This is a genomic window from Streptomyces sp. NBC_00289, from assembly GCF_041435115.1.
In the GTDB taxonomy this organism is placed as follows: Bacteria; Actinomycetota; Actinomycetes; order Streptomycetales; family Streptomycetaceae; genus Streptomyces.
This window is the reverse complement of the sequence record NZ_CP108046.1, coordinates 2,856,835-2,879,098: the sequence shown is the minus strand read 5'-3', so window position 1 is coordinate 2,879,098 and position 22,264 is coordinate 2,856,835. Positions and strand designations below refer to the sequence as shown.

At 71.1% G+C, this 22,264-nt stretch carries 20 protein-coding genes; 5 read left to right on the top strand and 15 right to left on the bottom strand.

Features of this window, described 5'->3' with window-relative positions:
• Positions 1-16 precede the first annotated feature (16 nt).
• Positions 17-2,167, bottom strand: a complete 2,151-nt coding sequence (locus tag OG985_RS13350) for an ArnT family glycosyltransferase (RefSeq protein ID WP_371668533.1) — start codon at positions 2,165-2,167, stop codon at positions 17-19.
• The gene (locus OG985_RS13345; RefSeq protein ID WP_371668532.1) at positions 2,164-3,033 is read right to left on the bottom strand and encodes a dolichyl-phosphate beta-glucosyltransferase; all 870 of its coding nucleotides are present in this window, start codon (positions 3,031-3,033) and stop codon (positions 2,164-2,166) included. Before OG985_RS13345 ends, OG985_RS13350 begins: the two co-directional genes overlap by 4 nt.
• A 235-nt stretch (positions 3,034-3,268) precedes the next feature.
• Here OG985_RS13345 and OG985_RS13340 point away from each other — a divergent pair, with 235 nt between their 5' ends.
• Genes OG985_RS13340 through OG985_RS13330 form a run of 3 tightly spaced genes read left to right on the top strand, consistent with a single transcriptional unit; the run spans position 3,269 to position 5,777 of the window.
• Entirely contained in the window at positions 3,269-4,399 is a 1,131-nt protein-coding gene (locus OG985_RS13340; protein WP_371668531.1) for an ABC transporter ATP-binding protein, read from the top strand.
• On the top strand, positions 4,396-5,112 hold the full coding sequence (locus tag OG985_RS13335) for an ABC transporter permease (protein WP_371668530.1): 717 nt from the start codon (positions 4,396-4,398) through the stop codon (positions 5,110-5,112). The genes OG985_RS13340 and OG985_RS13335 overlap by 4 nt, the downstream gene beginning before the upstream one ends.
• Positions 5,109-5,777 (top strand): ABC transporter permease, encoded by a 669-nt coding sequence (locus OG985_RS13330; protein ID WP_371668529.1) that lies wholly within the window; start codon positions 5,109-5,111, stop codon positions 5,775-5,777. Before OG985_RS13335 ends, OG985_RS13330 begins: the two co-directional genes overlap by 4 nt.
• Positions 5,778-5,935: 158 nt before the next feature.
• Here the strand turns inward: OG985_RS13330 and OG985_RS13325 are convergent, their stop codons facing one another.
• Genes OG985_RS13325 through OG985_RS13310 form a run of 4 tightly spaced genes read right to left on the bottom strand, consistent with a single transcriptional unit; the run spans position 5,936 to position 10,067 of the window.
• Positions 5,936-6,538: an ATP/GTP-binding protein gene (locus tag OG985_RS13325; protein ID WP_371668528.1), complete on the bottom strand. Its 603-nt coding sequence runs from the start codon at positions 6,536-6,538 to the stop codon at positions 5,936-5,938.
• A complete protein-coding gene (locus OG985_RS13320; protein WP_371668527.1) occupies positions 6,525-6,941 on the bottom strand; it encodes a DUF742 domain-containing protein in 417 nt (138 codons plus the stop codon). Before OG985_RS13320 ends, OG985_RS13325 begins: the two co-directional genes overlap by 14 nt.
• A 34-nt stretch (positions 6,942-6,975) precedes the next feature.
• Positions 6,976-7,452, bottom strand: coding sequence for a roadblock/LC7 domain-containing protein (locus OG985_RS13315; RefSeq protein WP_371668526.1), 477 nt, complete (start codon positions 7,450-7,452; stop codon positions 6,976-6,978).
• On the bottom strand, positions 7,449-10,067 hold the full coding sequence (locus OG985_RS13310) for an ATP-binding protein (RefSeq protein ID WP_371668525.1): 2,619 nt from the start codon (positions 10,065-10,067) through the stop codon (positions 7,449-7,451). The genes OG985_RS13315 and OG985_RS13310 overlap by 4 nt, the downstream gene beginning before the upstream one ends.
• A gap of 389 nt (positions 10,068-10,456) precedes the next feature.
• On the opposite strand from OG985_RS13310, the gene OG985_RS13305 reads away from it, so the two are divergent.
• Complete coding sequence (locus OG985_RS13305) at positions 10,457-11,383, top strand: ABC transporter substrate-binding protein (protein WP_371668524.1); 927 nt, start codon at positions 10,457-10,459, stop codon at positions 11,381-11,383.
• Positions 11,384-11,478: 95 nt separating this feature from the next.
• On the opposite strand, the gene OG985_RS13300 is transcribed toward OG985_RS13305, so the two are convergent.
• From OG985_RS13300 to OG985_RS13270, 7 genes are all read right to left on the bottom strand, one after another.
• A complete protein-coding gene (locus tag OG985_RS13300) occupies positions 11,479-12,891 on the bottom strand; it encodes a glycoside hydrolase family 43 protein (RefSeq protein ID WP_371668523.1) in 1,413 nt (470 codons plus the stop codon).
• A gap of 340 nt (positions 12,892-13,231) precedes the next feature.
• Entirely contained in the window at positions 13,232-13,849 is a 618-nt protein-coding gene (locus tag OG985_RS13295; RefSeq protein WP_371668522.1) for an ATP/GTP-binding protein, read from the bottom strand.
• Positions 13,836-14,198, bottom strand: coding sequence for a DUF742 domain-containing protein (locus OG985_RS13290; RefSeq protein ID WP_371668521.1), 363 nt, complete (start codon positions 14,196-14,198; stop codon positions 13,836-13,838). The genes OG985_RS13295 and OG985_RS13290 overlap by 14 nt, the downstream gene beginning before the upstream one ends.
• Position 14,199: 1 nt before the next feature.
• Positions 14,200-14,631, bottom strand: coding sequence for a roadblock/LC7 domain-containing protein (locus OG985_RS13285; protein ID WP_371668520.1), 432 nt, complete (start codon positions 14,629-14,631; stop codon positions 14,200-14,202).
• 11 nt (positions 14,632-14,642) lie between these two features.
• Positions 14,643-16,973: a nitrate- and nitrite sensing domain-containing protein gene (locus OG985_RS13280; protein ID WP_371668519.1), complete on the bottom strand. Its 2,331-nt coding sequence runs from the start codon at positions 16,971-16,973 to the stop codon at positions 14,643-14,645.
• Between the two features lie 187 nt (positions 16,974-17,160).
• Complete coding sequence (locus tag OG985_RS13275) at positions 17,161-18,171, bottom strand: substrate-binding domain-containing protein (protein ID WP_371668518.1); 1,011 nt, start codon at positions 18,169-18,171, stop codon at positions 17,161-17,163.
• Positions 18,172-18,953: 782 nt separating this feature from the next.
• Positions 18,954-19,409, bottom strand: coding sequence for a tellurite resistance TerB family protein (locus OG985_RS13270; RefSeq protein ID WP_371668517.1), 456 nt, complete (start codon positions 19,407-19,409; stop codon positions 18,954-18,956).
• Between the two features lie 205 nt (positions 19,410-19,614).
• On the opposite strand from OG985_RS13270, the gene OG985_RS13265 reads away from it, so the two are divergent.
• Complete coding sequence (locus tag OG985_RS13265) at positions 19,615-20,349, top strand: Type 1 glutamine amidotransferase-like domain-containing protein (protein WP_371668516.1); 735 nt, start codon at positions 19,615-19,617, stop codon at positions 20,347-20,349.
• Positions 20,350-20,436: 87 nt separating this feature from the next.
• Here OG985_RS13265 and OG985_RS13260 read toward each other — a convergent pair whose 3' ends face one another.
• Entirely contained in the window at positions 20,437-20,928 is a 492-nt protein-coding gene (locus OG985_RS13260) for a DUF6114 domain-containing protein (protein WP_371668515.1), read from the bottom strand.
• Positions 20,928-21,611, bottom strand: coding sequence for a DUF6230 family protein (locus OG985_RS13255; RefSeq protein WP_371668514.1), 684 nt, complete (start codon positions 21,609-21,611; stop codon positions 20,928-20,930). The genes OG985_RS13260 and OG985_RS13255 overlap by 1 nt, the downstream gene beginning before the upstream one ends.
• Positions 21,612-22,264: the final 653 nt, after the last annotated feature.

The window sequence follows — 22,264 nt, the reverse complement described above, 5'->3', positions numbered from 1 at the left end:
CTGTCGGACGGATCGCTCAGCCGACGTCGGAGGCGTCCAGGCGGTACAGGCCGCTGCCGCTCGACGAGGAGCTCGAGGTCGAGGAACCCGACGCGTACGCCGAGGACTTGACGGCCGTGCCGTTCTTCTTCACCCAGGTGGAGATCGCGGAGTCCGTGCCCTGCCCGCTGTCGCTGACGATGATGTAGTGCAGCGTGCCGGACTTCACCAGGCTCTTGAGCTTGGCGAGGGTCATGGCGTTGTCGGAGCCCGACCAGCCGCCCATCGAGATGACCGGCTCACCGGACTCCAGGATGACCGAGGACGCGGTCTGGTCGGTGGCGACCGCCAGCAGCCAGGTGGCCCCGTCCTGGTGCTTCTCCAGATACGTGATCATCGCGGACGAGACCTGGGTGTCACCGCCCATGCCACCACCGCCCGTTCGGGCGCCGCCGCCGCCGTCGGAGGAGGAGGAGTTGCCGGACGGGGGCGTGCCCATCTCCTGCCCGGCACCGGAACCGGACGGGGCCTCGCCACTCGTACCGGCACTCGCGCTGCCGGAGCTGCCGGAGCTGCCGGAGGTTCCCGGTCCGCCGGCCGTCCCGCTCGGCCGCTGACCGCCTCCCATCCCGCCTCCCATCCCGCCGCCGGTGCTCGGACCGGCCGTCGGGTTGGTGCCGTTGGTGCTCGACGTGGCCGCCGACACCGAGTACGCGGCGGGCCCGGCCAGCAGGGCGACGACCGCCGCCAGCGCCGCGAGGCCCATCAGCCGCCGCCGCTTCGTGAACCGCCCGGCCACCAGCCCGAGCACGGCGACCGTACCCGCTGCCCCGACCACGATCTCGGCGGCCGTGTACAGGGTCCCGGAACCGGACACCCGCTGGAGCAGGACGACCGCCCACAGCGCGCTCGCCGCGACCGCGGTCGGCAACACCCAAGCCCACTTGAGCGCGGCGCCCTCCTGGAAGGCCCGGTACAGCATCACCCCGCCGGCACCTGCCAGGGCCGCGATGCCGGGCGCCATGGCGGTGACGTAGTACGGGTGGAAGGTGCCCTCGGCCAGGGCGAAGGTCAGGTAGTGCAGGACGAACCAGCCGCCCCACAGCAGCAGCGCCGCCCGCTTGGCGTCGGTGCGGGGTGCCCGGCCGCGCAGCACCAGGCCCGCGACCAGGGCGATCACCGCGAAGGGGATCAGCCAGGAGATCTGGCCGCCCATGATCTCGTTGAACATCCGGTACAGGCCCGACGAGCCGCCGAAGCTCGCCCCGTTGCCCTGCGAGCCCACCGACGAACTCGCGCCGAAGATACGGCCGAAGCCGTTGTAGCCGATGACCAGGTCCCAGACCGTGTTGTCGGTCGAGCCGCCGATGTAGGGGCGGGAGGAGGCGGGGATGAGGTCGACGACCACCATCCACCAGGCGCTGGAGACGACCAGCGCGACCGTGCCGACGGCGAGGTTGCGCAGGCGCCTGCCGAGGCCGCCCCGGGCGGCCCACAGGTAGACCAGGAAGAACGCGGGCAGCACGACGTACGCCTGCATCATCTTCGTGTTGAAGGCGAAGCCGATCGCGACCCCCGACCACACCAGCGGCATCGGCCGGCCGGTACGCACGGCCTTCAGCAGCGCGGCCGCGCCCAGCAGCATCAGGAAGACGAGGACCGGGTCCGGGTTGGTGTCCCGGTTGATGGCGACCGTGATCGGGGTGAGCGTGAGCGCGAGGGCGGCGACCGTGCCCGCGACGGCCCCGAAGTCCCGCTTGACCATGCGGTACAGCAGGGCCACCGAGCCGGTGCCCAGCGCGACCATCGGCAGCGTCAACTGCCAGGTGCCGTAGCCGAGGAGGCGTGCCGACAGGCCCATCACCCACAGCGCGAACGGTGGTTTGTCGACCGTGATGAAGCTGCCGGAGTCCAGCGCGCCGAAGAAGAACGCCTTCCAGCTCTTGGTGCCGCTGTAGACGGCCGCGTCGTAGAAGGTGTTGCCGGTGATGGAGGTCAGGTTCCAGGCGTACAGCGCGGTCGCCAGGACCAGGACCGCCCACAGGGCGGGGCGGGCCCAGCGCGGGTCCTCGGGGGCGCCGGTGAACAGGCGCCGGGAGCGGGCGGCGAGGCCGCCGCCCGCGGCGGGCGCGGCGTGGTGCCGGGAGCCGTCCCGGGCGGGCGCGGGCGGCGGGGCGAGGGTCGTCATGACGCGTACTCCAGGTGCTCCGGACGGGAGGAGGTGTCTGCCCGGGCGGGCAGGACGTCGGGGGTCTTGCGCGCGGCCGGCACCTGCGGGGTGCGCGTCCGGCGGGGCAGGGCGGCGACACGGGCCCGGCCGGTCACGGTGCGCCCGAGCATCCGGCCGACGCCTCTGAGGTCGTCGACGGCCGTACGGACGATGTCGACGCGGCTGTCGGGGTCGTCGGTCCAGTCGACCGGGACCTCGTGGACGCGCAGCCGGTTGCGCTGTGCCAAAACGAGCAGTTCGGTGTCGAAGAACCAGGCGTTGTCCTCGACGTGCGGGACGAGCGCGCGGAAGACGTCGGTGCGCACCGCCTTGAACCCGCACTGGGCGTCGGAGAAGCGGGCCGCGAGGGCGCATCTCAGCAGCAGGTTGTAGGAACGGGAGACGAACTCGCGCTGCGCGCCGCGCCGCACCGCCGCCTGCCGGTGCAGCCTGCTGCCGATCGCGAGGTCGCTGTGGCCGGACAGCAGGGGCGCGACCAGCGGCAGGAAGGCCTCGAGTCCGGTGGACAGGTCGACGTCCATGTAGGCGACGGCATCGGCCGTGGACCGGCTCCACACGTGCTTCAGCGCGCGGCCCCGGCCCTTGGCGTCCAGATGGACGGCGTGGACGTGCGGGAGGCGGTGGGTCAGGTCCACCGCCGCCTGCCAGGTGCCGTCCGTGCTCGCGTTGTCCGCGACGGTGATCCGGAACGGGAACGGGAAGGATGCCTCGAGGTGTGCGTGGAGACGGCTGACACTGTCGGCGAGTACGTGCGCCTCGTTGTACACCGGCACCACGACCTCGACCGACCGCTGCCGGACGCCTCCCGCGTTCGTTTCGTTCATGTCGGTGACGATGGGGGCCGCGTCTGGGGGGTCCCTGAGCCTTCACTGAGGGCCTGATGAGAATCAGCGAACTCACAGCCTGCGCACAGCCCGGCCCGCCGTGGACCCCCGGCGACCGCCCGCCGGGTTCCCACGACAAACCCCCGCAACACAAGCGGTCTAGACTCTCCCGGCAACGGCATGGCCGTGGCCAAGAGCGGGCAGCTTCTGCCAGACCCGAAGGGTATTCGGCGTTTTGATACGGATAGATTCAGTCACCAAGCGGTACCCGGACGGCACGGTGGCGGTCGACCGGCTCTCCCTGGAGATACCGGACCGTTCGATCACCGTCCTCGTGGGGCCCTCGGGCTGTGGGAAGACGACGACCCTGCGGATGATCAACCGGATGGTCGAACCGAGCGAGGGCACGATCCTCCTCGACGGCAAGGACATCATGCGCCAGCCGGTGAACACGCTGCGCAGGTCCATGGGATACGTCATCCAGAACGCCGGTCTCTTCCAGCACCGCACGATCGTCGACAACATCGCGACCGTGCCCCGCATGCTCGGCTGGGGCAAGGAGAAGGCCCGCTCGCGGGCCGCGGAACTGATGGAGCGGGTCGGCCTCGACGCCTCTCTCGCCAAGCGGTACCCCTACCAACTGTCCGGCGGACAGCAGCAGCGCGTCGGGGTGGCCCGGGCGCTCGCGGCGGACCCGCCGGTCCTGCTCATGGACGAGCCGTTCTCCGCCGTCGACCCCATCGTCCGCAAGGGACTTCAGGACGAACTCCTGCGGATCCAGGAGGAGTTGGGCAAGACCATCGTCTTCGTCACCCATGACATCGACGAGGCCGTCAAGATCGGCACGATGGTCGCCGTGATGCGCACCGGCGGCAAACTCGCCCAGTTCGCACCGCCCGCCGAGCTGCTGTCCCACCCCGCGGACGCCTTCGTCGAGGACTTCCTCGGCGCGGACCGCGGCATCCGGCGGTTGTCGTTCTTCCCCTCCGCCGGCCTGCCGCTGCTGACCTCCCCGGTCGTCGCGATCGACTCCACCGCCGAGCGGATCGCCGAGCGGGCCAAGGACGACGCCCCCTACCTGCTCGTCACCGGCCTCGACGGCAAGCCGCTCGGCTGGAGCGAGCCGGGCGACCTGAGGGCCGGGCAGATCACGACGGAGCAACTGCTGCCGTACGGGCGGCCGTTCGTGGCCGGCACGGACTCCCTGCGGGCCGCGCTCGACTGCGCGGTGCTCTCGCCCACCGGCTGGGCCGTCGCCGTGGACGCCGAGGGCCGGGTCGCCGGAGTCGTCTCGCAGCAGACCATCGCCGAGGCGATCCGCGGCGCCCACGCCGAGGGCCGTACCGAAGCCAAGGTCCTTCGATGAACCGCTTCTTCGACATCCCCAGCGACCTCCAGCACAGCTGGTTCGGCCTGATCGGCCTGCATCTGCGGGAGGCCCTGCTGCCGGTCCTGGCGGGGCTGGTGTTCGCGCTCCCGCTCGCCCAGCTGTGCGTGCGGTTCCGCTGGCTGTACCCGCCCGTGCTGTGGGTGACGACCGTGCTGTACGCGATCCCCTCGCTCGCCTTCTTCGTGGTCCTCATCGACTACACCGGCCAGACCGAGCTCACCGTGATGATTCCGCTGGGCGTGTACAGCCTGGTGGTGCTCGTCCCGGCGATCGTCGACGGCGTCCGCTCGGTGCCGCAGGAGACGCTGGCCGCGGCCACCGCGATGGGCTTCGGTCCCGTACGCCGGTACGTGCAGGTGCAGTTGCCGATCGCCGTGCCCGCGATCATCGCCGGGCTGCGGGTGGCGACCGTGTCCAGCATCAGCCTCGTCAGCGTCGGCATGCTGATCGGCAACCAGGGCGCGCTCGGCAACCTGCTCAACGACGCGCAGATCTACCACCGGCCCGAACTCGCCTGGAACTCCGTCCTCACCACGGCGGCCCTGGCGATCCTCGCGGACGCCGTGCTGGTCCTCGCCCGCCTCCTGCTCACCCCCTGGATGCCGAGCGGCACGCGCCGCACGAAGACCAAGGACGCCCAGGCCCGGCCCGAACCGGCCGTGCCCGCCCTGGAGGACGCCGCCCGGTGAACGTACTCAACTTCGTCAACGCCTTCTTCAGCGACAGCGCCCACTGGCACGGCTACGACGGCATCCCCACGCGCCTGGGGGAGCACGTCCAGTACACGCTGGAGGCCCTGGCGATCGCCGCCGCGATCGGACTGCCGATCGGCCTGGTCACCGGCCACTACGGGCGCGGTGGCAACACCCTCGCGATGATCTCCACCGCCGGGCGGGCGCTGCCCAGCTTCGGCCTGCTGGTCCTGATGTTCATCTGGCTCGGGTTCGGCATGACGCCCGTGATGATCCCGCTGGTCGTGCTCGCCGTCCCGCCGATCCTGGTGACCACCTACGAGGCGATGCGCTCCGTCGACCCGTCCCCGGTGGACGCCGCCCGCGGCATGGGCATGCACGAGGCGAAGGTCCTGTTCCAGGTCGAACTGCCGGTCGCGCTGCCGCTGATCCTGAGCGGGCTGCGCTCGGCGGCCATCCAGATCGTCTCGACGGCCACCATCGCCGCGTACGTCAGTCTCGGCGGCCTCGGCCGCTACATCGTGGACGGCCTCTACCAGCACAACTACGAGAAGGTCGTGGGCGGCGCCACCCTGGTCGCCCTCATGGCGCTGGCCACACTCGGCCTGTTCTGGGCCGTGGCACGGGTCGCGGTCTCCGCCGGGGTGCGCAGAAGCCACTAGGAGCCGAGCCGTCCGCCGGACCTGCCGTCGGTCGTCCGCGGCACCGTGGTGGCCGGTCGCGCGGTTCCCCGCGCCTCTTCAGGCGCTGTCCGTTCAGCCCCACGACTACGGGCCCGGGGAGATCACTTCCGCCCCGGGCCCGTCGTCGTACCGCCGTGTCATCCCCCGGTGCGGGCCAGGGCCTGTTCGAGTACGACGAGCAGGGCGTCCCGGACCGAGCCGCGCTCCCGGGCGTCGAAGACGACGAGCGGGACGCGCTCGGCGACGTCGAGCGCCCAGCGGACCTCGTCCAGGTCGTGTTCGACGTGGCCGTCGAAGGCGTTGACGGCCACGGCGAACGGGATCTGCTTGTGCTCGAAGTAGTCGACGGCCGCGTAGCAGTCGTCGAGGCGCCGCGTGTCGACGATGACCAGCCCGCCCACCGCGCCCTCGACGATGTCGTCCCACATGAACCCGAACCGCTCCTGGCCGGGCGTGCCGAACAGGTACAGCTTCAGCGTCGGGTCGATGGTGATGCAGCCGAAGTCCATCGCGACCGTCGTGGTGGTCTTGGTCGGGGTGTGGCTGAGGTCGTCCACGCCCGCCGCCACCTCGGTGATGGCCGCCTCGGTGGTCAGCGGCTCGATCTCGGAGATCGAGCCGACGGCGGTGGTCTTGCCCACGCCGAAGCCGCCCGCGATCACCATCTTGACCGGAAGCGGCGGTGGCACGGCGGACGTGGGGAAGGCCGTGGCGCGGATCGCCGGTTCAGTCGCTGTCACGGAGTACCCCCCGGGAGTCTGGGATGGCGCGGAGGCCATCGATGACCCTGCGCAGAACGGATGCGTCATGGGTGACGCCGGAGTCGGGCACGTGCACCGTCAGCTGTCCCGCCGCGCGCAGGTCCTCGGCGAGGACCCGGACGACGTTCAGGTGCAGCCGCAGCCGGGCCGCGAGCTCCGCGATGGACTGCGGCTGCCGGCAGGCGGCCACGATGTCGTGCTGTTCGAAGGAGAGCCGGTCGAGCACGACGAGCCCCTCGGCGGTGGCCACCACCTGGGTCTCCACGGGCACCGGCCGGCCGGCCGCGCTGGGCGCCACCCGGCCGGCGGTGACCAGGAACGGCCGTACGGCGGAAGCGGGACCTACCGGGTCGGAACCCGGGGGTGGGGAGCCGTCCGCCATGAGTTGTCTTCCTCCTCGACCCTGCCGCGCGCGGTCAGCGCGCCGACGTCGCGCCGACGCTGTTCTTCAGCTGAAGCACGAGCTGAGGGTTGAGCGCGCTGCCGGCCCGGTTGGCGAACAGCGTCATCTCGTAGGCGATGTTGCCCAGCTTGGCCTCCTTGTCGGTGACCACGCCGAGCACGGCGCCGCTGCCGATCGCGGAGACCAGCACATGACCGCCCTCCAGGTCGATGATGACCTTGTTGAGGCCGCCCAGGCCGTAGTTGCCGGAGGCTCCGGCGGCCAGGCTGGTGATGCCGGAGACGATCGCCGCCAGGCGTTCGGAATCGGCGTGCTCGCGCAGCTCCGAGACGGCGATGAGCAGTCCGTCGGAGGACACCGCGATGGCGTCCACGACGCCCGCGGTCTCGGTGGCGAAACGATTCAACAGCCACGTGAAGTCGGCTGCCGCGGCCTGGAGTTCGGCCGGCGTGGTGCCTCCCGTCGGAGTGTCACCTGTCGACGTACTCACTGCTCCGCTCCTTCCGGGAGGTGGTTCTGGTCGTGCGGTTCGGGGTCGGTGCCAGGGGCGGATCCGGCGGTGCCGGTGCCGAGCGGCGGGAGGGGGGTGCTGCCGGTGTCGCGGTGCGCGCGCTCCACGGCCGCCTCGAACTCGTCGAGCGAGGCGCGGACGGCGTCCGCGTCGGCGGGTCGCGCGGCCTGGCGCGCCTGCTGGGCGGGTGCGTCGGCGGCCGTACGGAGGGTCGCTCCGCGGACGCGCCGGCGCAGCGGACGGGACGAGCCGACGGGCTCACCGCTCTCACCGGGTGTCTCCCCGACGGCCTCGCCGTGGGCCCGGTCGGGCGCCGGGAGGACGGCGGCGGCCGAGGGGTGCTCGCCGGTGCGTGCCTGCGGGATGAACGGGGCCTCCTCGCGGCGCGGGACCCTGCGCGGGAGGGGCCCTGGGACCTCGTCGCCGTCAACGGTGGCCGTGCTCGCCGGCAGGGCGGGCGCGGGGCCCGTCCCGGTACGGACAGCGGGTACCGGGTCGTCCGGGGCCGGTGTCGCCCAGGACGGGGTGCGCCCGTTGACGGCGGCCGGCGCGGGCGCGGCGATCTCGGCCGGGGCCGGCGTCGCGTCCTTGCGGCTGTCGGGTGCGGCGGACACGCCCACCGGGCTCATCGTCAGCAGCAGGGAGGACGGGATGATCACCTCGGCCGTCACACCGCCGCCCGGGGTGCGGGAGAGGACGACCTCGACCTCCCAGCGGCGCGCCAGGGTGCCCACCACGAAGAGGCCGAGCACCTTCGTCGGTACCAGGTCCAGTCGCTCGCGGCGGACCAGCCGGGCGTTCTCCTCGGTGAGCCGGTCGGCGCTCATGCCCAGGCCGTGGTCGCTGACCAGGATCAGCGCACCCTCGGCACTGTCCTTGACGGTCACCTCGACGGGGCTGCCGGCCGGGGAGAACGACACGGCGTTCTCCAGGAGTTCGGCCACCATCAGGGTCAGGTCGCCGATGATGTCGGGCTCCACCATGACCTCGGTGGCGGCGTGCAGCCGCACCCGCTGGAAGGCCTCGATCTGGCCGAGCGCGGCCCGTACGACGTTGGTGAGTTCGGTCGGACCGGAGTCGAGGACGGTCTCGTGGATGCCGGCCAGCAGCATCAGGCTGTCCGCGTTGCGACGCAGGCGGACGGCGATGTGGTCGATGGAGTAGAGGCGTTCGAGCAGCGCCGGGTCGGTCTCGCCGCGCTCGACCGCGTCGATCAGCGCCAGCTGACGGGTGGTCAGGTTGCTGACCCGGCGGCCGACGTTGCCGAACATCTCGGCCACGTTGCGGCGGCTGAGCACCTGCCGCTCCAGCAGGGCGGCCGCGGTGGTCTGCACGTGGTTGAAGGCCGTGGCCAGGTCGCCGATCTCGTCCTGGGCGGTGACCGGCACCTCGCGCAGCCTGGGCGGTCCGTCGTCCTCGCCGTCCCCCTCGGCCACCCGGGCCAGTTCACGCCCGGCGACCTCGGCGACCTGCCGGGCGGCGCCGGTGAGTGCCTGCACGGGGCGGACCACCGAGCGGCGCACCAGCACCGAGAAGGCGATCCAGACGGCGAAGCCGAACAGCGAGATCGCCAGCAGCAGCCCGGCTCGCCAGGAGGCGTCCGAGGAGGCGGCGTCGGCCCGGTCGGCGATCTGGCCGATGAGGGACGTGGTGATCCTCAGCCGGGTGTCGGACTGCTTCTGGTAGTCGGGGTAGGAGTCGAGGGCCTCGGTGAACGCCCGCTGGATCTGGGTGGGCGAGGTGGCCTGGAGTCCGCTGGGGTCGAGCTGGAGCTCGGCGAAGTGCTGGGCGATCGCCGCCTGGGCGAGGTTGTGCTCGACGCCGCCAAGCCGGTCCGCCTGGGCCTCGGTGGCGAACCGGGCGAAGCGGGTGGCCTGGTGGGTGTACAGCTCGTACGACGCGACCGCGTTGTTGTATTCGATCAGGGCGTTGGTGTCGCCGGTGCGCGCCGAGAAGACACTGGTCTCGAAGGCGCTGTGGGCGGCGTCGGCGCGCAGCAGGGAGTCCAGCAGGTTACCGGTGAAGGTGGCCGCGAGAGACGAGTTGCGGTCCAGGCCCAGACCGTCGATCAGGCCCTCGGAGGCGTTGGTGTAGGCCGGGTCGATGTTGTCGGCGGGCAGGTAGCCCTGCTCGATGGTGTCGCGCAGGCTGTCCAGGCCGCTGACTTCCTTCAGGGCCTGCGCCTCGGTGGCCGGCAGCCGGTCGGCGAAGGTCTCGCGCACCCTGACGACCTGGGCGTCCGTGGACAACTGCGCGGCGCGGTAGGCGGCCTGCGAGGGGCTGCCGTCGTCGTGGGTGGCCTCGTGCCGCACGGACAGCAGGATGGCCTGCTGGTGCTCGGCCTCCACCCGGTCGACCAGCTCCGCGACCTGGGCGCTGTCCCGGACCAGCCGGGCCGCGTCGTCCGCGGTGCCCGACTGCCCTATCTGGTCCGCGATGAGGTAGGCGAGCAGGGCGGCGACCACGGCCAGCGGTACACCGACCAGAAGGTTGAGCTTGCGGCGGAAGGGCCATCGGTCGGCGAAGCCGCGCAGACCGCCCCGGTGTGGTGCGGGGGCCGACTGGGCGGACGCGTCCACTCCGTTCGTGGACACCGGGCCTCCTTCATGAGGTGCCGCACGGTGCGCGAACGGCCACCGTGACTGCTTCTGATCGACGTGCGCGCCGGGTCGGAAATGGTGCGCAACAACACCGCAGCGGGCCCCGTACACCGCTGTGACCGACGTCAACTGCGGTGAGACTACCGCTTCTTCCGACGATCAAGCGCGTCGCCCTACGTCAAGAATCCGTTACAAGGCGCTTGCGTCGTCGTGTCGACCTGTCCGCAGTTCCTTCACATGTGATCACGGATTGAAGCCAATTGGTGACCAGGCTGCTCTTGACTGTCCGGGAACAGGCTGGATTGGATCAGTACAAGAGCTTGCCCTCATCCATCGAGCCCGGAACGGGAATCGTGACTTCCAACAGTCCTCGCAGCAGGTCCATGAGACATCCCGGCGCGGCCGCCCTCGCGCTCGCCGCCACGGCGGCCCTGCTGGCGGGATGTTCCTCCTCCGACGACAACTCCGACGACCCCCTCGCGAACGACAAGGCGAGCGGTGACACCGTCGTCGTCGGCTCGAACAACTTCGCCGAGAGCATCCTGATCGCCGACATCTACGGCGAGGCCCTGAAGGCCAAGGGCGTGAAGGTCACCTACAAGCCGAACATCGGCAGCCGCGAGACGACCTACGGTCTGCTCAAGAACGGTTCCATCACCGTGCTGCCCGAGTACAACGGCGCGCTGCTGGCCTACCTCGACGCCAAGGCCACCCCGAAGACGGTCGCCGCCACGACGGCCGCCATCGAGGCCAAGCTCGACTCCAAGCTCGCGCTGCTCGAGCCGGCGTCCGCGCAGGACAAGGACTCCGTGACCGTCAACGCGGCCACGGCGAAGAAGTACAACCTGACGTCCGAGTCCAGCATCGCGGACCTCAAGAGCATCGCGAAGGACCTCTCCATCGGCGCCTCGCCGGAGTTCCAGACCCGGCAGCAGGGTCTGGTGGGTCTCAAGGACGTCTACGGCCTGGAGTTCAAGTCCTTCAAGGCGCTGGACGCGGGCGGCCCGCTGACCCAGGCGGCGCTGAAGAAGAACACCGTGCAGGCCGCGGACCTCTTCACCACCGACGCGACCATTGTCAAGGAGAAGCACGTCGTCCTCCAGGACCCGGAGAACCTCTTCGGGTTCGAGAACGTGCAGCCGCTGGTCTACAAGAGCGGTCTCTCCCAGGAGGGCGTCACCGCGCTCAACGCGGTCTCGGCCAAGCTGGACACGAAGGCCCTGCTGGACCTGGACTCCCAGGTGCAGATCGACAACAAGGACCCGCTCGACGTCGCCAAGGCCTGGCTGAAGTCGGTCGGCCTCTCCTGACGTCCACGGACGTCCTCGGGAGAAGACGCTGAAGGACGACGCGGGTGCCCCCTCACAGCGGGGGCACCCGCGTCGTCCGTTTGGTGCCGCCGGCCTCAGTAGCCGACGTGGAAGGTCGCGTCCTGCTGCTCGGAGGCGGTGGAGACGGGATCGATGCGCAGGGCGTAGTTCACGTGCCTGACGTAGCGGGTCGGGAAGTTGTGCGAGCGGAACGACGACCAGGACGCGTCGGCCAGCCCGGCGGTCCTGTGGAACGTGGCGTCCCCGGCGAACGCGGACGTGCCGTCGTTGTCGTCCAGCCGCAGGTTGTAGCTGTAGTGCCGCAGGTAGCGGGTCGGGTAGTTGACCGACTGGAAGGAGACGCCGGCGGAGTCCGCGAGGCCCGGCACGAGCTTCCACTGCGAGTCGGTGTAGGGGTCGAAGGGATACTCGTCGATGCGGCCGGCGAACGCCGAGTGGCGGACGTAACGGGACGGGTGGTTGTAGGACTTCAGCCGGTTCCAGGCCGGGGCGCCCCACTTCGCGACCAGGTTGGAGTACTCGGTCGTGGTGATCGGCTGGATGGTGCAGTGCTTGGAGTTCAGCGGCTGGGTGTAGAGACGCTGGTCGAGCGCGCTCCAGGTGCCGGACGCGAGGTCGCCGCTCTGCCAGGCGTAGAAGACGCCGTTGGGCGTGTAGGTGTCCCCCCACAGGTACCAGGTGCCCGACGTGACCGACCTGACCAGCGTCGGGGCCTCGGTGCCGCCGTGCGCGGCGGGTGTGCCGAAGACCGTGAAGCTGCCCGGGTCCAGTGAGCTGGACCTGGCGCCCACCAGGGTCTGGTCCTTCTTGAAGTAGAGGTAGTTGACGCCGTTCACGCCGACGGCCAGGTCGCCGTCGATGACGTCGTAGCCCGGGTCGAAGAAGACCTGTGGGTCGGCCGTCGTACGGAAGTCGGTGGTGTAGCTGACCATGATCACGTTGTGGCCGCTGCTGTTCACCGACGAGTAGAGGATGCCGTACCGGCCGCGCGAGGCGTCCCAGAAGGCCTCCGGGGCCCAGCTGTGGGTGCCGGTCATGTCGTGCAGCTTCAGCAGGCGGTAGCCGGTGAAGGTGCGTAGGTCGGCCGAGTCCCACACGTGGACGTACACGCTGTCGTACGTCCAGTCGGTGCCGTTGAGGTCCGTCGCCAGCACCACGAACGTGCCGTCCTGTTTGCGCAGGACGAAGGGGTCCCGCAGACCCTTGGCGCCCAGGGTCGGGGTCACCACCGGGTTGTTCTGGTTCAGCGGCATCCACCGCAGACCGTCGGTGCTGACGGCCAGGTGCAGTCCGTAGTCGGCGCCGAGCCCGTTCGGGGACTCGGTGAAGTACCCCATCACATAGGCGGAGTCGGCCGCGTGGGCGGTCGTGGCGCCGAGGCCCAGCGCGCCCGTCAGCGCCAGCGGCACGGTCGCGGTCATGCCGAGGAACAGGCGGCGCGAGGGCTGCGGGCCGGGGTGCGGGCCGGGCTGCGGTGTTGCGCTCATGTGCTCTCCAACGGGTGCGGGTGACGCGCCGCTCGGGGGAGTGCGGCGCGTGAGGGTGGGGGTAGGCGCGGGGAATGGGTGGCCGATATGTCGAACGGAGTTCGAGAAGTCGGTCAGAAGGTAGGGAGGAGTCGCGTGGGGGTCAATCGCCCGGTCGGGCTTGGCCGGTTCTCGCCGTTCACCCAGGCGCCTACCGTGCGCCGCCTGTGTGGATCTCCGCCTCGCCGCGCTGCCGCCCCGCCGCCTGCCGCCCGCCGCCTCGCCGCCCGGCCGCCTGTGTGGATCTCCGCCTCGCCGCCCGGCCGCCCGCCGCCTCGCCGTCCGGCCGGCGGCAGTCCGCTCAGTCCGGCCGGCGCGTGTGGCCGCCGCCGGAGCCCGCCGTGCCAGCGGCCACGATCAACTGGTCGACCAGCGCGATCAGTACGTCACGGCAGGACCCGCGCTCCCGCGCGTCGCACAGCAGCACCTGCACGTGCTCCGGCAGCGCCAGGGCGTCGCGGATCTCCTCGGGAGTGTAGGGATGGCGTCCGAAGAAGCCGTTCACGGCGACCACGAACGGGATGCCCCGGCGCTCGAAGAAGTCGACCGCGGCGAAGCTGGTCTCCGGCCGCCGTACGTCGATGAGGACCACGGCCCCCAGGGCTCCGATCGCCAGGTCGTTCCACATGAACCAGAACCGCTGCTGCCCCGGCGTGCCGAAGACGTACAGCACGAGGTCCTGACCGATGGTGATCCGGCCGAAGTCCAGGGCCACCGTGGTGGCCCGCTTCCCCTCGATGCCGTCGAGGTCGTCGACGCCCATGCCCGCCACGGTCAGCGATTCCTCGGTCCGCAGCGGGGCGATCTCGCTGACCGACCCGACCATGGTGGTCTTGCCGACACCGAATCCCCCGGCGATCAGGATCTTGACCGTGGCGGGTGCCGCGACCGCCTCGGCGGTCAGGTCAGAGCCGGTCAAGGCCGTCCCTCACTTTCTGCAGCAGGTTCAGGTCCAGTTCGGGGTCGCGGTGCACGGGATGCGGCGGGTTCACGGTGATCCGGCCCGCCTCCAGCAGGTCGCACAGCAGGATGACGATCACGCTGACCGGCAGGTCGAGATGGGCGGCGAGCTCCGCGACGGCCACAGGCCGCGCGCACCACCGAAGGATCCGCGCGTGCTCGGGCTGCGGCCGGACCGCCCACTCCGGAGGCGGATCCACCGCGGTCACCGTCGCGATGAGAGTGAAGTCGGCGCGGCTGGGCCGGGTCCGGCCACCGGTCAGGGTGAACGGTCGTACCAGTCGGCCCGAAGTGTCGCCTTCGCTCACCTCACGCGCCGGAACCCGCCGCGGGGCCGATGCCCGCCCGCGGCGCCGCGGCGAGATGCTCGCCGATCTTCTTCACCAGCATGTTCATCTGGTACGCCACCACACCGACGTCCGCGCCCGGCCCGGTCAGCACCACGAGATGGGAGCCGGCCCCGGCGGAGGTGAGGATCAGGTAGCTGTTCGCCATCTCGATGAGCGCCTGCCGCACCGGGCCGCCCCGGAAGTCCATGCTGACGCCCTTGCTGAGGCTCATCAGGCCGGACGCCGTCGCCGCCAGCCGCTCGGCGTCGTCGCGCAGGAACCCCGTGGACTTGCTGACGACCAACCCGTCCTCGGAGAGCACGACGGCCTGGTTCACGTCGGCGACCCGGTCGACGAGTCCGGTGAGCAACTGGTCGAGCTGGGAGTGCGTGGCGGGAGCGGGAGGTGTCATGGCGGTGTCCTTCACGAGCGGTCGGCGGGCGGATTCGAGGGGACGGCGGTGGCTGCGGTGTCGGCGGGGACCGGTGCGCCGCGGCCCTCCGGGGCGGTGGCTTCCTCAAGGTCGTACCGCTCCAGCGCGTCGTCGTCACGCGCCCGCAGCGTGCCGCGCTGGAACCCGGCGAGCGAGGAGGCGGCGCGCTCCGCGGTGAAGTCCTCCAGTGTGCCGTCCTCTTCGGGCGGCGCGGCCTCCTCACGCAGCTCGGCGGCCAGGCTGGTCTGCGGCACCCGGCGGGGGAGCGGCGCGGGTCCGCCGTCCGCGACGGCGAGTGCGGGCGCCGCGGTGTCGGAGGTACGCGCGGGCACGACCGGCCGGGCCTCACGCGGAGGCTCGGCGGGCGCCGCCTCGGGGACGGGCACCTCGGGCAGCTCGCGCACCACGATGTCCTGCGGAAGCAGCACGATCGCGGTGGTTCCGCCGTACGGCGAGGGGCGCAGGGTGACGTCGATGCCGTGCCGGGTCGCGAGCCGGGCGATCACGAACATGCCGAGCCGGAGGTCGTCGGCGAGCGCCACCACGTCGAACTGCGGCGGCTGGGCCAGCTGGGCGTTGAGCGAGGCGTAGTCCTCCGGGGACATCCCCAGACCCCGGTCCTCGACCTCGACGGCCAGGCCCTTGGCGACCATCGCGGCCCGCACCCCGACGGGGCTGGGCGCCGGGGAGTACACGGTGGCGTTGTCGATGAGTTCGGCCAGCAGATGGATCACGTCGGCCACCGCCGGCGGAGCGAGATACAGCTCCTCGCCGGTGTGCACCTCCACCCGCCGGTACTCGGCGACCTCCCCCACGGCACTGCGCAGGATGTCGATCAGCGCGACCGGATCGGTCCAGCTGCGGCGGGGCTGCTCGCCGCTGATGATGACCAGGTTCTCCTCGTAGCGGCGCAACTGGCTGGCCGTCGAGTCCAGTTCGTACAGACCCTTGAGGACGTCGGGGTCCTGGTGCTCGCGTTCCAGCGCGTCGAGCTTGGTGAGCTGGAGATTGACCAGGTTCTGGCTCTGCCGGGCGATGCCGAGGATCACCTTCTGGAAACCGCGCCGGGTGTCGGCGAGTTCGACCGCCGTGTGCACGGCCGTACGCTGCGCCGTGTTGAACGCCTGGGCCACCTGGCCGAGTTCGTCGCGGCCGTAGTCCAGCGGTGGGGCGGCCAGGTCGACGTCGACCTTCTCGCCCCGGTCCAGCCGGGCCACCACGTCGGGCAGCCGCTCCTCGGCGAGGCTGAGGGTCGCCATCCGCAGTCCGTGCAGCCGCCGGGACAGGGAGCGGGTGATCCGCCAGGACATGCCCACGCACAGCAGTAGGGCGGCCAGCCCGCCGGCACTCAGGGAGCCGGACGTCACGAGCAGGTTGTGGGCCTTGTCGGCACTGTCCGTCAGCAGTCCCGAGGTCTGGGCCTGGATCAGGTCCGTGTACTGCGCGGAGACCTTCGCCAGCGCGGCGTTCCACCGCTGCCCCAGGTCCGGCAGGACGACCGCCTTCGTGTCACCGGCCGCCCGGGCCGCCAGCACCTGGTCCTCGATGTCCTGGATCGTCCGCCACTGCGGGCTCTGCAGGATGCTCTCGGTCTGCGCCTTCGCGTCGCCGCGCAACTGCGGGAGGATCTGGTCCTGCACGAGCCAGCGCCGGGTGTTGACCAGCTGAGTGAACCGCGCCCAGGTCTTCTCGTCGAGGCGGCCGGACGGCCAGGCCAGGGTGAGCCGCGCGTCCTCCTCGGAGACCAGCTCCGCCGCGTGCTCCAGGGCGACCAGCGGACCGGCCTGCGAGGTGAGGTCGCCGTCGTCGACCTGGGACAGCCCCTGGAAGGCGTGGATCTGGTCGTCGATGATCGACGTGTACTGGTCCAGTGCCTGTTCCGCGGTGATGTCGGTGGGGTCGTCGACCTGGCCCCGGTAGTACTCCAGGCTGCCCACCGAGCCGAGGACCGAGTACAGCCGGTCGGCGACCCGGTCGGGCGCCCGCTGGATCGCGTCGGAGCGGCTGACCAGCTTGGCGACCGCGGTGTCCGTCCTCCCGCGCTGGGCATCCAGCGCGGCCCGGGAGCCATGGGGCGAGGCGGCCAGCCACGCGGCCGACAGGCTGCGTTCGCGCTGCAACGCCAGCGTCGCGTCGGTGCCCATGGCGCCGGTCGCCCGGCTCAGCTCCGTCTGCTGGCGCAGCCGCAGTCCCTCCGAGAACATCTGCGTCGTCGTCACACCCCACATGGCGGCGAGGGTCACGCTGGGGACCAGGGCCAGCATGATCAGGGAGAGACGTATGGAGCCGATACGGCGGCGGGCGCCTGTCCGTGGAGACATCGTCGTCCTAGCGCGGGGAGCGGCGGGCGGGGGAGGGCCGGCGAGGAGCGGGGTGTGGCGGGCGGGTGGTGGTCGACCGTCTGTCGGGTACGGCACAAGGGGTGCGCAGGATGTTATCCGTACAAGTGGCCGTACGTACCACAGGTGACCGAATCATTGACGACGCCGGTGCGTGCGGCATGCGGCGTCAGCGCGTTCCGGCGGCCGCGAGCTTCGCGACCGTGGCGACGTTGGTCCTGGTCACGAACGCGGGGCCGGTGAGGACGGGCGCCACACCGCCGCCGCTGATGTTGCCGTTGGTCCGGTACAGCCAGAGCGCGTCGACGGCCAGGTAGCCCTGCAGATACGGCTGCTGGTCCACCGCGAACTGCACGGTGCCGTCCCGCACCGCCTTCACCAGGTCCTTGTTGAGGTCGAAGGTGGCGACGTGCGCCTTGCTGCCCGCCTCCTTCACCGAGGCGACGGCGGTGAGCGCGAACTGCGCGCCCAACGTGACGACTTCGTCGATGCTCGTGTCCTGCCGCAACTTCGCCGTGAGGGCGGTGTTCACCGCGTCGGTGTCGGTGCCCTCCACGTAGAGCATCTCCGTCTGACCGCTGAACGTCTTCTTCACACCGGCGCAGCGCGCTTCCAGGGCCACGTTGCCCCGCTCGTGGATGACACACAGGGCGTGCCCGACCTTGAGATCGTCCAGCTTGTCGCCGACGGCGCGGCCGGCGACGCTCTCGTCCTGGCCGAAGTACTCCAGGAGTCCCGCGGCCTGCCAGGCGTCGATACCGGAGTTGATGCCGACCACGGGGATGCCCGCGGTCCTGGCCCCGGAGACCGCGGCCCTCATCGCCTCCGGCTTGGCCAGGGTCACCGCGATGCCGTCGACCTTGTCGCGGACCGCGTCCCGCACCAGTTCGGCCTGGCCCGCCGGGTCGGAGTCGTTGGCGTAGGTCAGATCGACCCCGTCCTTGGCGGCGGCCGCCTCGGCGCCCCTCCTCACCAGGTCCCAGAACGCGTCACCGCGTCCCCCGTGGGTGACCAGAGCGACCTTCATCCGGCTGGTGTCCGCCTTGCCCGCCGCGTCGGCGTCGGAGCCGGACGAGCCGACGGAGAGGGAGCAGCCCGTCATCAGCAGGCAGGCGGCGGCCGCGAGGGCGACGAGGCGCGCGAAGCCGGGGGAGGCGTGAGGTGGGGGAGGAGTGTTCATGAGGGTGCGGCACCTCGCTGTGCGGCCGAGCCGGAGGAACGGGGAGGGGCAACGGCCGGACCGCACGAGCTTGTGCGCCGACCGGGTGACTCTCGATGGCTGGGAGCCAATCGTGTGTGACCGCTGGTAGTCAAGTGAGCGGCCACCTGGAGTGAGACGTCGCTGCCGCATTGTGATGATCTCCGGCACGACGGAAGCCGCCGGTGGGGGGCCGGTGCGCGCGCGGACGGGATCCCGGGGGCGGGGCGGTGGAGTTGACGGTGCGGTGCGCTACGGGGGTGCGGGGCGGTGCGCTCGCCGGTACCCGGAGGCGGCAGGTTGCCGGTGTGCGGGGGGCGGCGCGCCCGCAGTACCCGGGGTGGTGGGCATCCGGCACCCGGGCCGATGGACTGCCGGTGTGTGGAGCGGTGGCTGCCGGCAGCGGGAGTGGCGCGTCGCAGGCACCCGGGGCGGTGGATTCCGGCCGGGACGGCGCTGTCGGTGGGCCTCCGGCACCTGAGGCGGTCGGTGGGCTTCCGGCACCCGGGGCGGCACCTGGGGCGGTCGGTGGGCTTCCGGCACCCGAGGGGCACCCGAGGCGGTGCGCTGTCGGTGCGCCGGCGCTGGGCGCTGGACTGGCGCGACGGCCGACGGGCCCGGCTAGCGCCCCCGTTCCGTCCGCCGCGATGCCCGCGTCGCGGGTCTCGCGGGTCTCGCGGGTCTCGCGGGTCCCCCGGCCCACGGGCGTGGCCGGCCGTCGGGTGCCGGACCCCGTCGGTCCGGCAACCGCACCACGGCCGGTCTCAGAGGTCGAACTCGTGCGGCGGCAGGTCGAGGGTGAAGCAGGCCTCGCGGACCACGGCCTGCTCGGTCTTGTCGAAGTCGCCGTCGGCGCCGCCGATGACGATGCCGATCTGGATGACGGCACGCGCCTCGGCGGGCTTCTTCTTCGCCTTGGCGACCTCCTGCAGCACGCTCACCTTGCCGAAGGCGAAGTCGGCGGTCAGCTTGTCGAGGTTCGCGTCGAAGCGGCGCTGGAGGTCGGTGGCGTCGAAGTTCTGCAGCACCTCGTTGGTGGCGATGAGCTGGGCGACCCGCTGTCGCTCGGCGGGGTCGATGGTGCCGTCCGCCGCCGCGACCAGCGCGCACATCGCCATACTCGCGTCGCGGAAGGCGCCGCTCTTCAGGTCGTTCTTCTTCGCCATGAGCTGGGTCTGCATCGTCGACGCGGACTCCTTGACGCGGTCCCACAGGGCCATGTGTGCTCCAGGTGTGCGTAGTCGTGCATAAGTCGTCCTGTATCTGTCATCGACAGCACCGTAGAAACTCGTCCGGTGGCCGATGAGTTCCCGTGGCCGACGAGTTCCCGTAATGACCTGGTGTTTTTTCGACAAAGGGCTGTGGACCTGGGCAGAGTTCCGGCTCGGGCCGGTTCACGGGGGCCCCGGCACTAGGATCATGCGCATGACCGCCGCGGAACCCACCATCGTCGCCACCTCCGGAGGGCACCGCACCGGAGGACGCACCATGGTGTCGTTCCACGCCCTGGTGCGCCACGCGGTCGACCTCTCGGGCGTCCACGGCCGCCGGCCGCGCGTCATGTACGTGGGAACGGCCATCGGCGACGCCGAACACTTCGCGGCCCGCATGGCCGAGGCCGCGCGCGTGGCCGGGTTCGACCTGACGCCGCTCAATCTCTTCCCCATGCCGAACTTCGACGACGTCGAGGGCGCGGTCCTCGAACAGGACGTCGTCTGGGTGATGGGCGGCTCGGTGGCGAACCTGCTGGCCGTCTGGCGGGTGCACGGACTGGACCGCGTCATGCGCAGGGCCTGGGAGTCCGGCGTCGTGCTCAGCGGTGTCAGCGCGGGTTCCCTGTGCTGGTTCCGGGGCGGCACCACCGACTCCTTCGGGCCGCGGCTGCGCCCGCTCACCGACGCGCTCGGCTTCCTGCCGTACGGCAACGGCGTGCACTACGACAGCGACGCGGGCCGCCGTCCACTGGTCCACCGGCTCGTCGCGGACGGGACCCTCCCGGTCACGTACTGCACCGATGACGGGGTCGGTCTGGTCTACCGCGGCACCGAACTGGTCGAGGCGGTCACCGAGGTCCCGGGGAAGGGCGCCTACGTCGTCACCCGCGAAGGTGACAGGGCGGTGGAGGAACGCGTCGAGCCCCGCAGGCTGCCCGGCGTGTGAGGGTCCGCCGGGCGGCCGTGGGCTCGCGGGGGAGTGAGCCGGAGGCCGCTGGGTAGTGCCGGGTGCCGCTGTGAACGGCCGGCACCACTAGGAACGTGCCTCGGCGACCTCCGCGTCCTTCGTGAGGTCGACTGCCGTGGCCTCGGAACCCTTCGCGGCCGCCGCTCTCGCGGCCCGGGCCGCCCGCTTGCGCTGCCGACGGTCGCGGCGCGGCTCCTGGTCCGGCAGCCACCCGAAGGCCAGGCAGCTGCCGACGGCTCCCAGGATGATCCCGACGAAGAAGCCGCCGAGGTTGGAGGTGAGCCAGGTGCCCAGGGAGAGCAGGATCGCGGTGATCGAGTAGAAGAGGCGCTGGGTGGGGTTGAACAGGATGAGCAGTCCCAGCAGCACCATCAGCGTCGGCAGGAGATAGCCGGACAGGGTCCGCGCGCTGCTGTGCAGGATGACGTCGAGCGACGCCTTCTCGGTGAGCAGGATCTCCGCTCCGCCCAGGGTGAGCAGCAGCCCGCCCCAGAACGGGCGGCCGGCCCGCCAGCGCCGGAAGGCGGGCCGTACCCCCTGCCCTGGCAGGTCCGCCATCAGCAGGCCTCGTCGCTGAAGCCGAGCTTCAGGCCGGGCAGCTTGAAGATCCCCGCGGTGGTGGCGTAGTTGGTCTGCCGGAGATCGTCGATGTGCACGGTCTTGGCCTGCTGGCTGAAGACGCCAGGATTGCCCTTGGCGTTGGCCCTGTCCAGGGTGCTGGCGTCGTTGCCGATCTCGATCTCGGTGAACTCCGCGTTGCCCGACAGCTGGGTCGAGTCGGTGGTCAGGTCGCTCGCGACGACCGGGTGGCCCTTGGCGGCGCCCGCGCGGATGACCAGGTTGATCCCGCCCAGGTCGACGCTCTGGCACAGCTTGACGAGCGTCGCGTCCTTGATCGCGGAGGTCACCACCAGCACCTGGCCGCCGGTGTCGCCCTGGTTCGGGCTGTCCTCGATCATGCTGTCGAGGTTGCCGAACTGTTCGAAGCCGGTGCCGTCCAGCGAGGTCGCGGTGACCGTGAAGGGCATTCCGGAGATCGCGAACTGCACACCGAGCGCTCCTTCGGCGGTGAAGATCGCGAGCGCGGCGGCGATCGCGGCGGCCGGCACGGCCATCACCGCGGCGCGCCGCAGTCTGACCTGCCCGCGTCTCCCGGTCTTCTCGGAGGTTTCGGGGGTGGAACCGCTTTCCGGGTTCTCGGGGGTGTGGGCGGTGGACGAGGTGTCCGAGGACGAGGCCATGTGCTGCTCCCATGGGCATAGTTCAGTGCGATTGGGCTTCAGTGGCACGTTGTCCTGGCGCGGACAGCGACGTCGGAGTACGTCTCCTCGCAACTCCCGGCGGGTGCAAGGGCTTTCACGTACTCCGCAGTAGCCGACCTGGAAGTTACCGGGGGTTACACCGGGGGGTCAAGGGAGTTGTGGAAAAAACGTGTCGGTTGTGCTTCGCCTTTGTGTCGGGGGTGAGTCGGAGGCGCGCCGGCGTATCAACTCCCTCCCGACGTATTGACGCTGACTGACCCTCAGGTCTACAACTTGCCCTGGCCTTCACCGGATCCGTGGCGCCGGATCCGTCGCCGCGCGGCACTGTCCGCGCGTTTCCCGGACTTTCACGTCCAGTACGGGCACCTCTTCGCCCGAGCCGCACCGGTACGGGCACCTCTTCGCCCGAGCCGAACCCTCCACGGACCCGCACGGCCGCTTCCCCCCTGGGCCGTGCCGGGCCGTCCCGCCCCGCCCGGCCCGGCCGAGCTCCCGCCCCCACGGGTCCTCGGCCGGTCACCGGCCGGCTGTCGTTGCCGGTCCGTCGCGTACGGAGAAGGCGCCACGGGCCGGCAACGGCGGACACCCCGGGTGTCCGCCACTTCTCGCAGCACCCCCACCCCCAGGAAAGA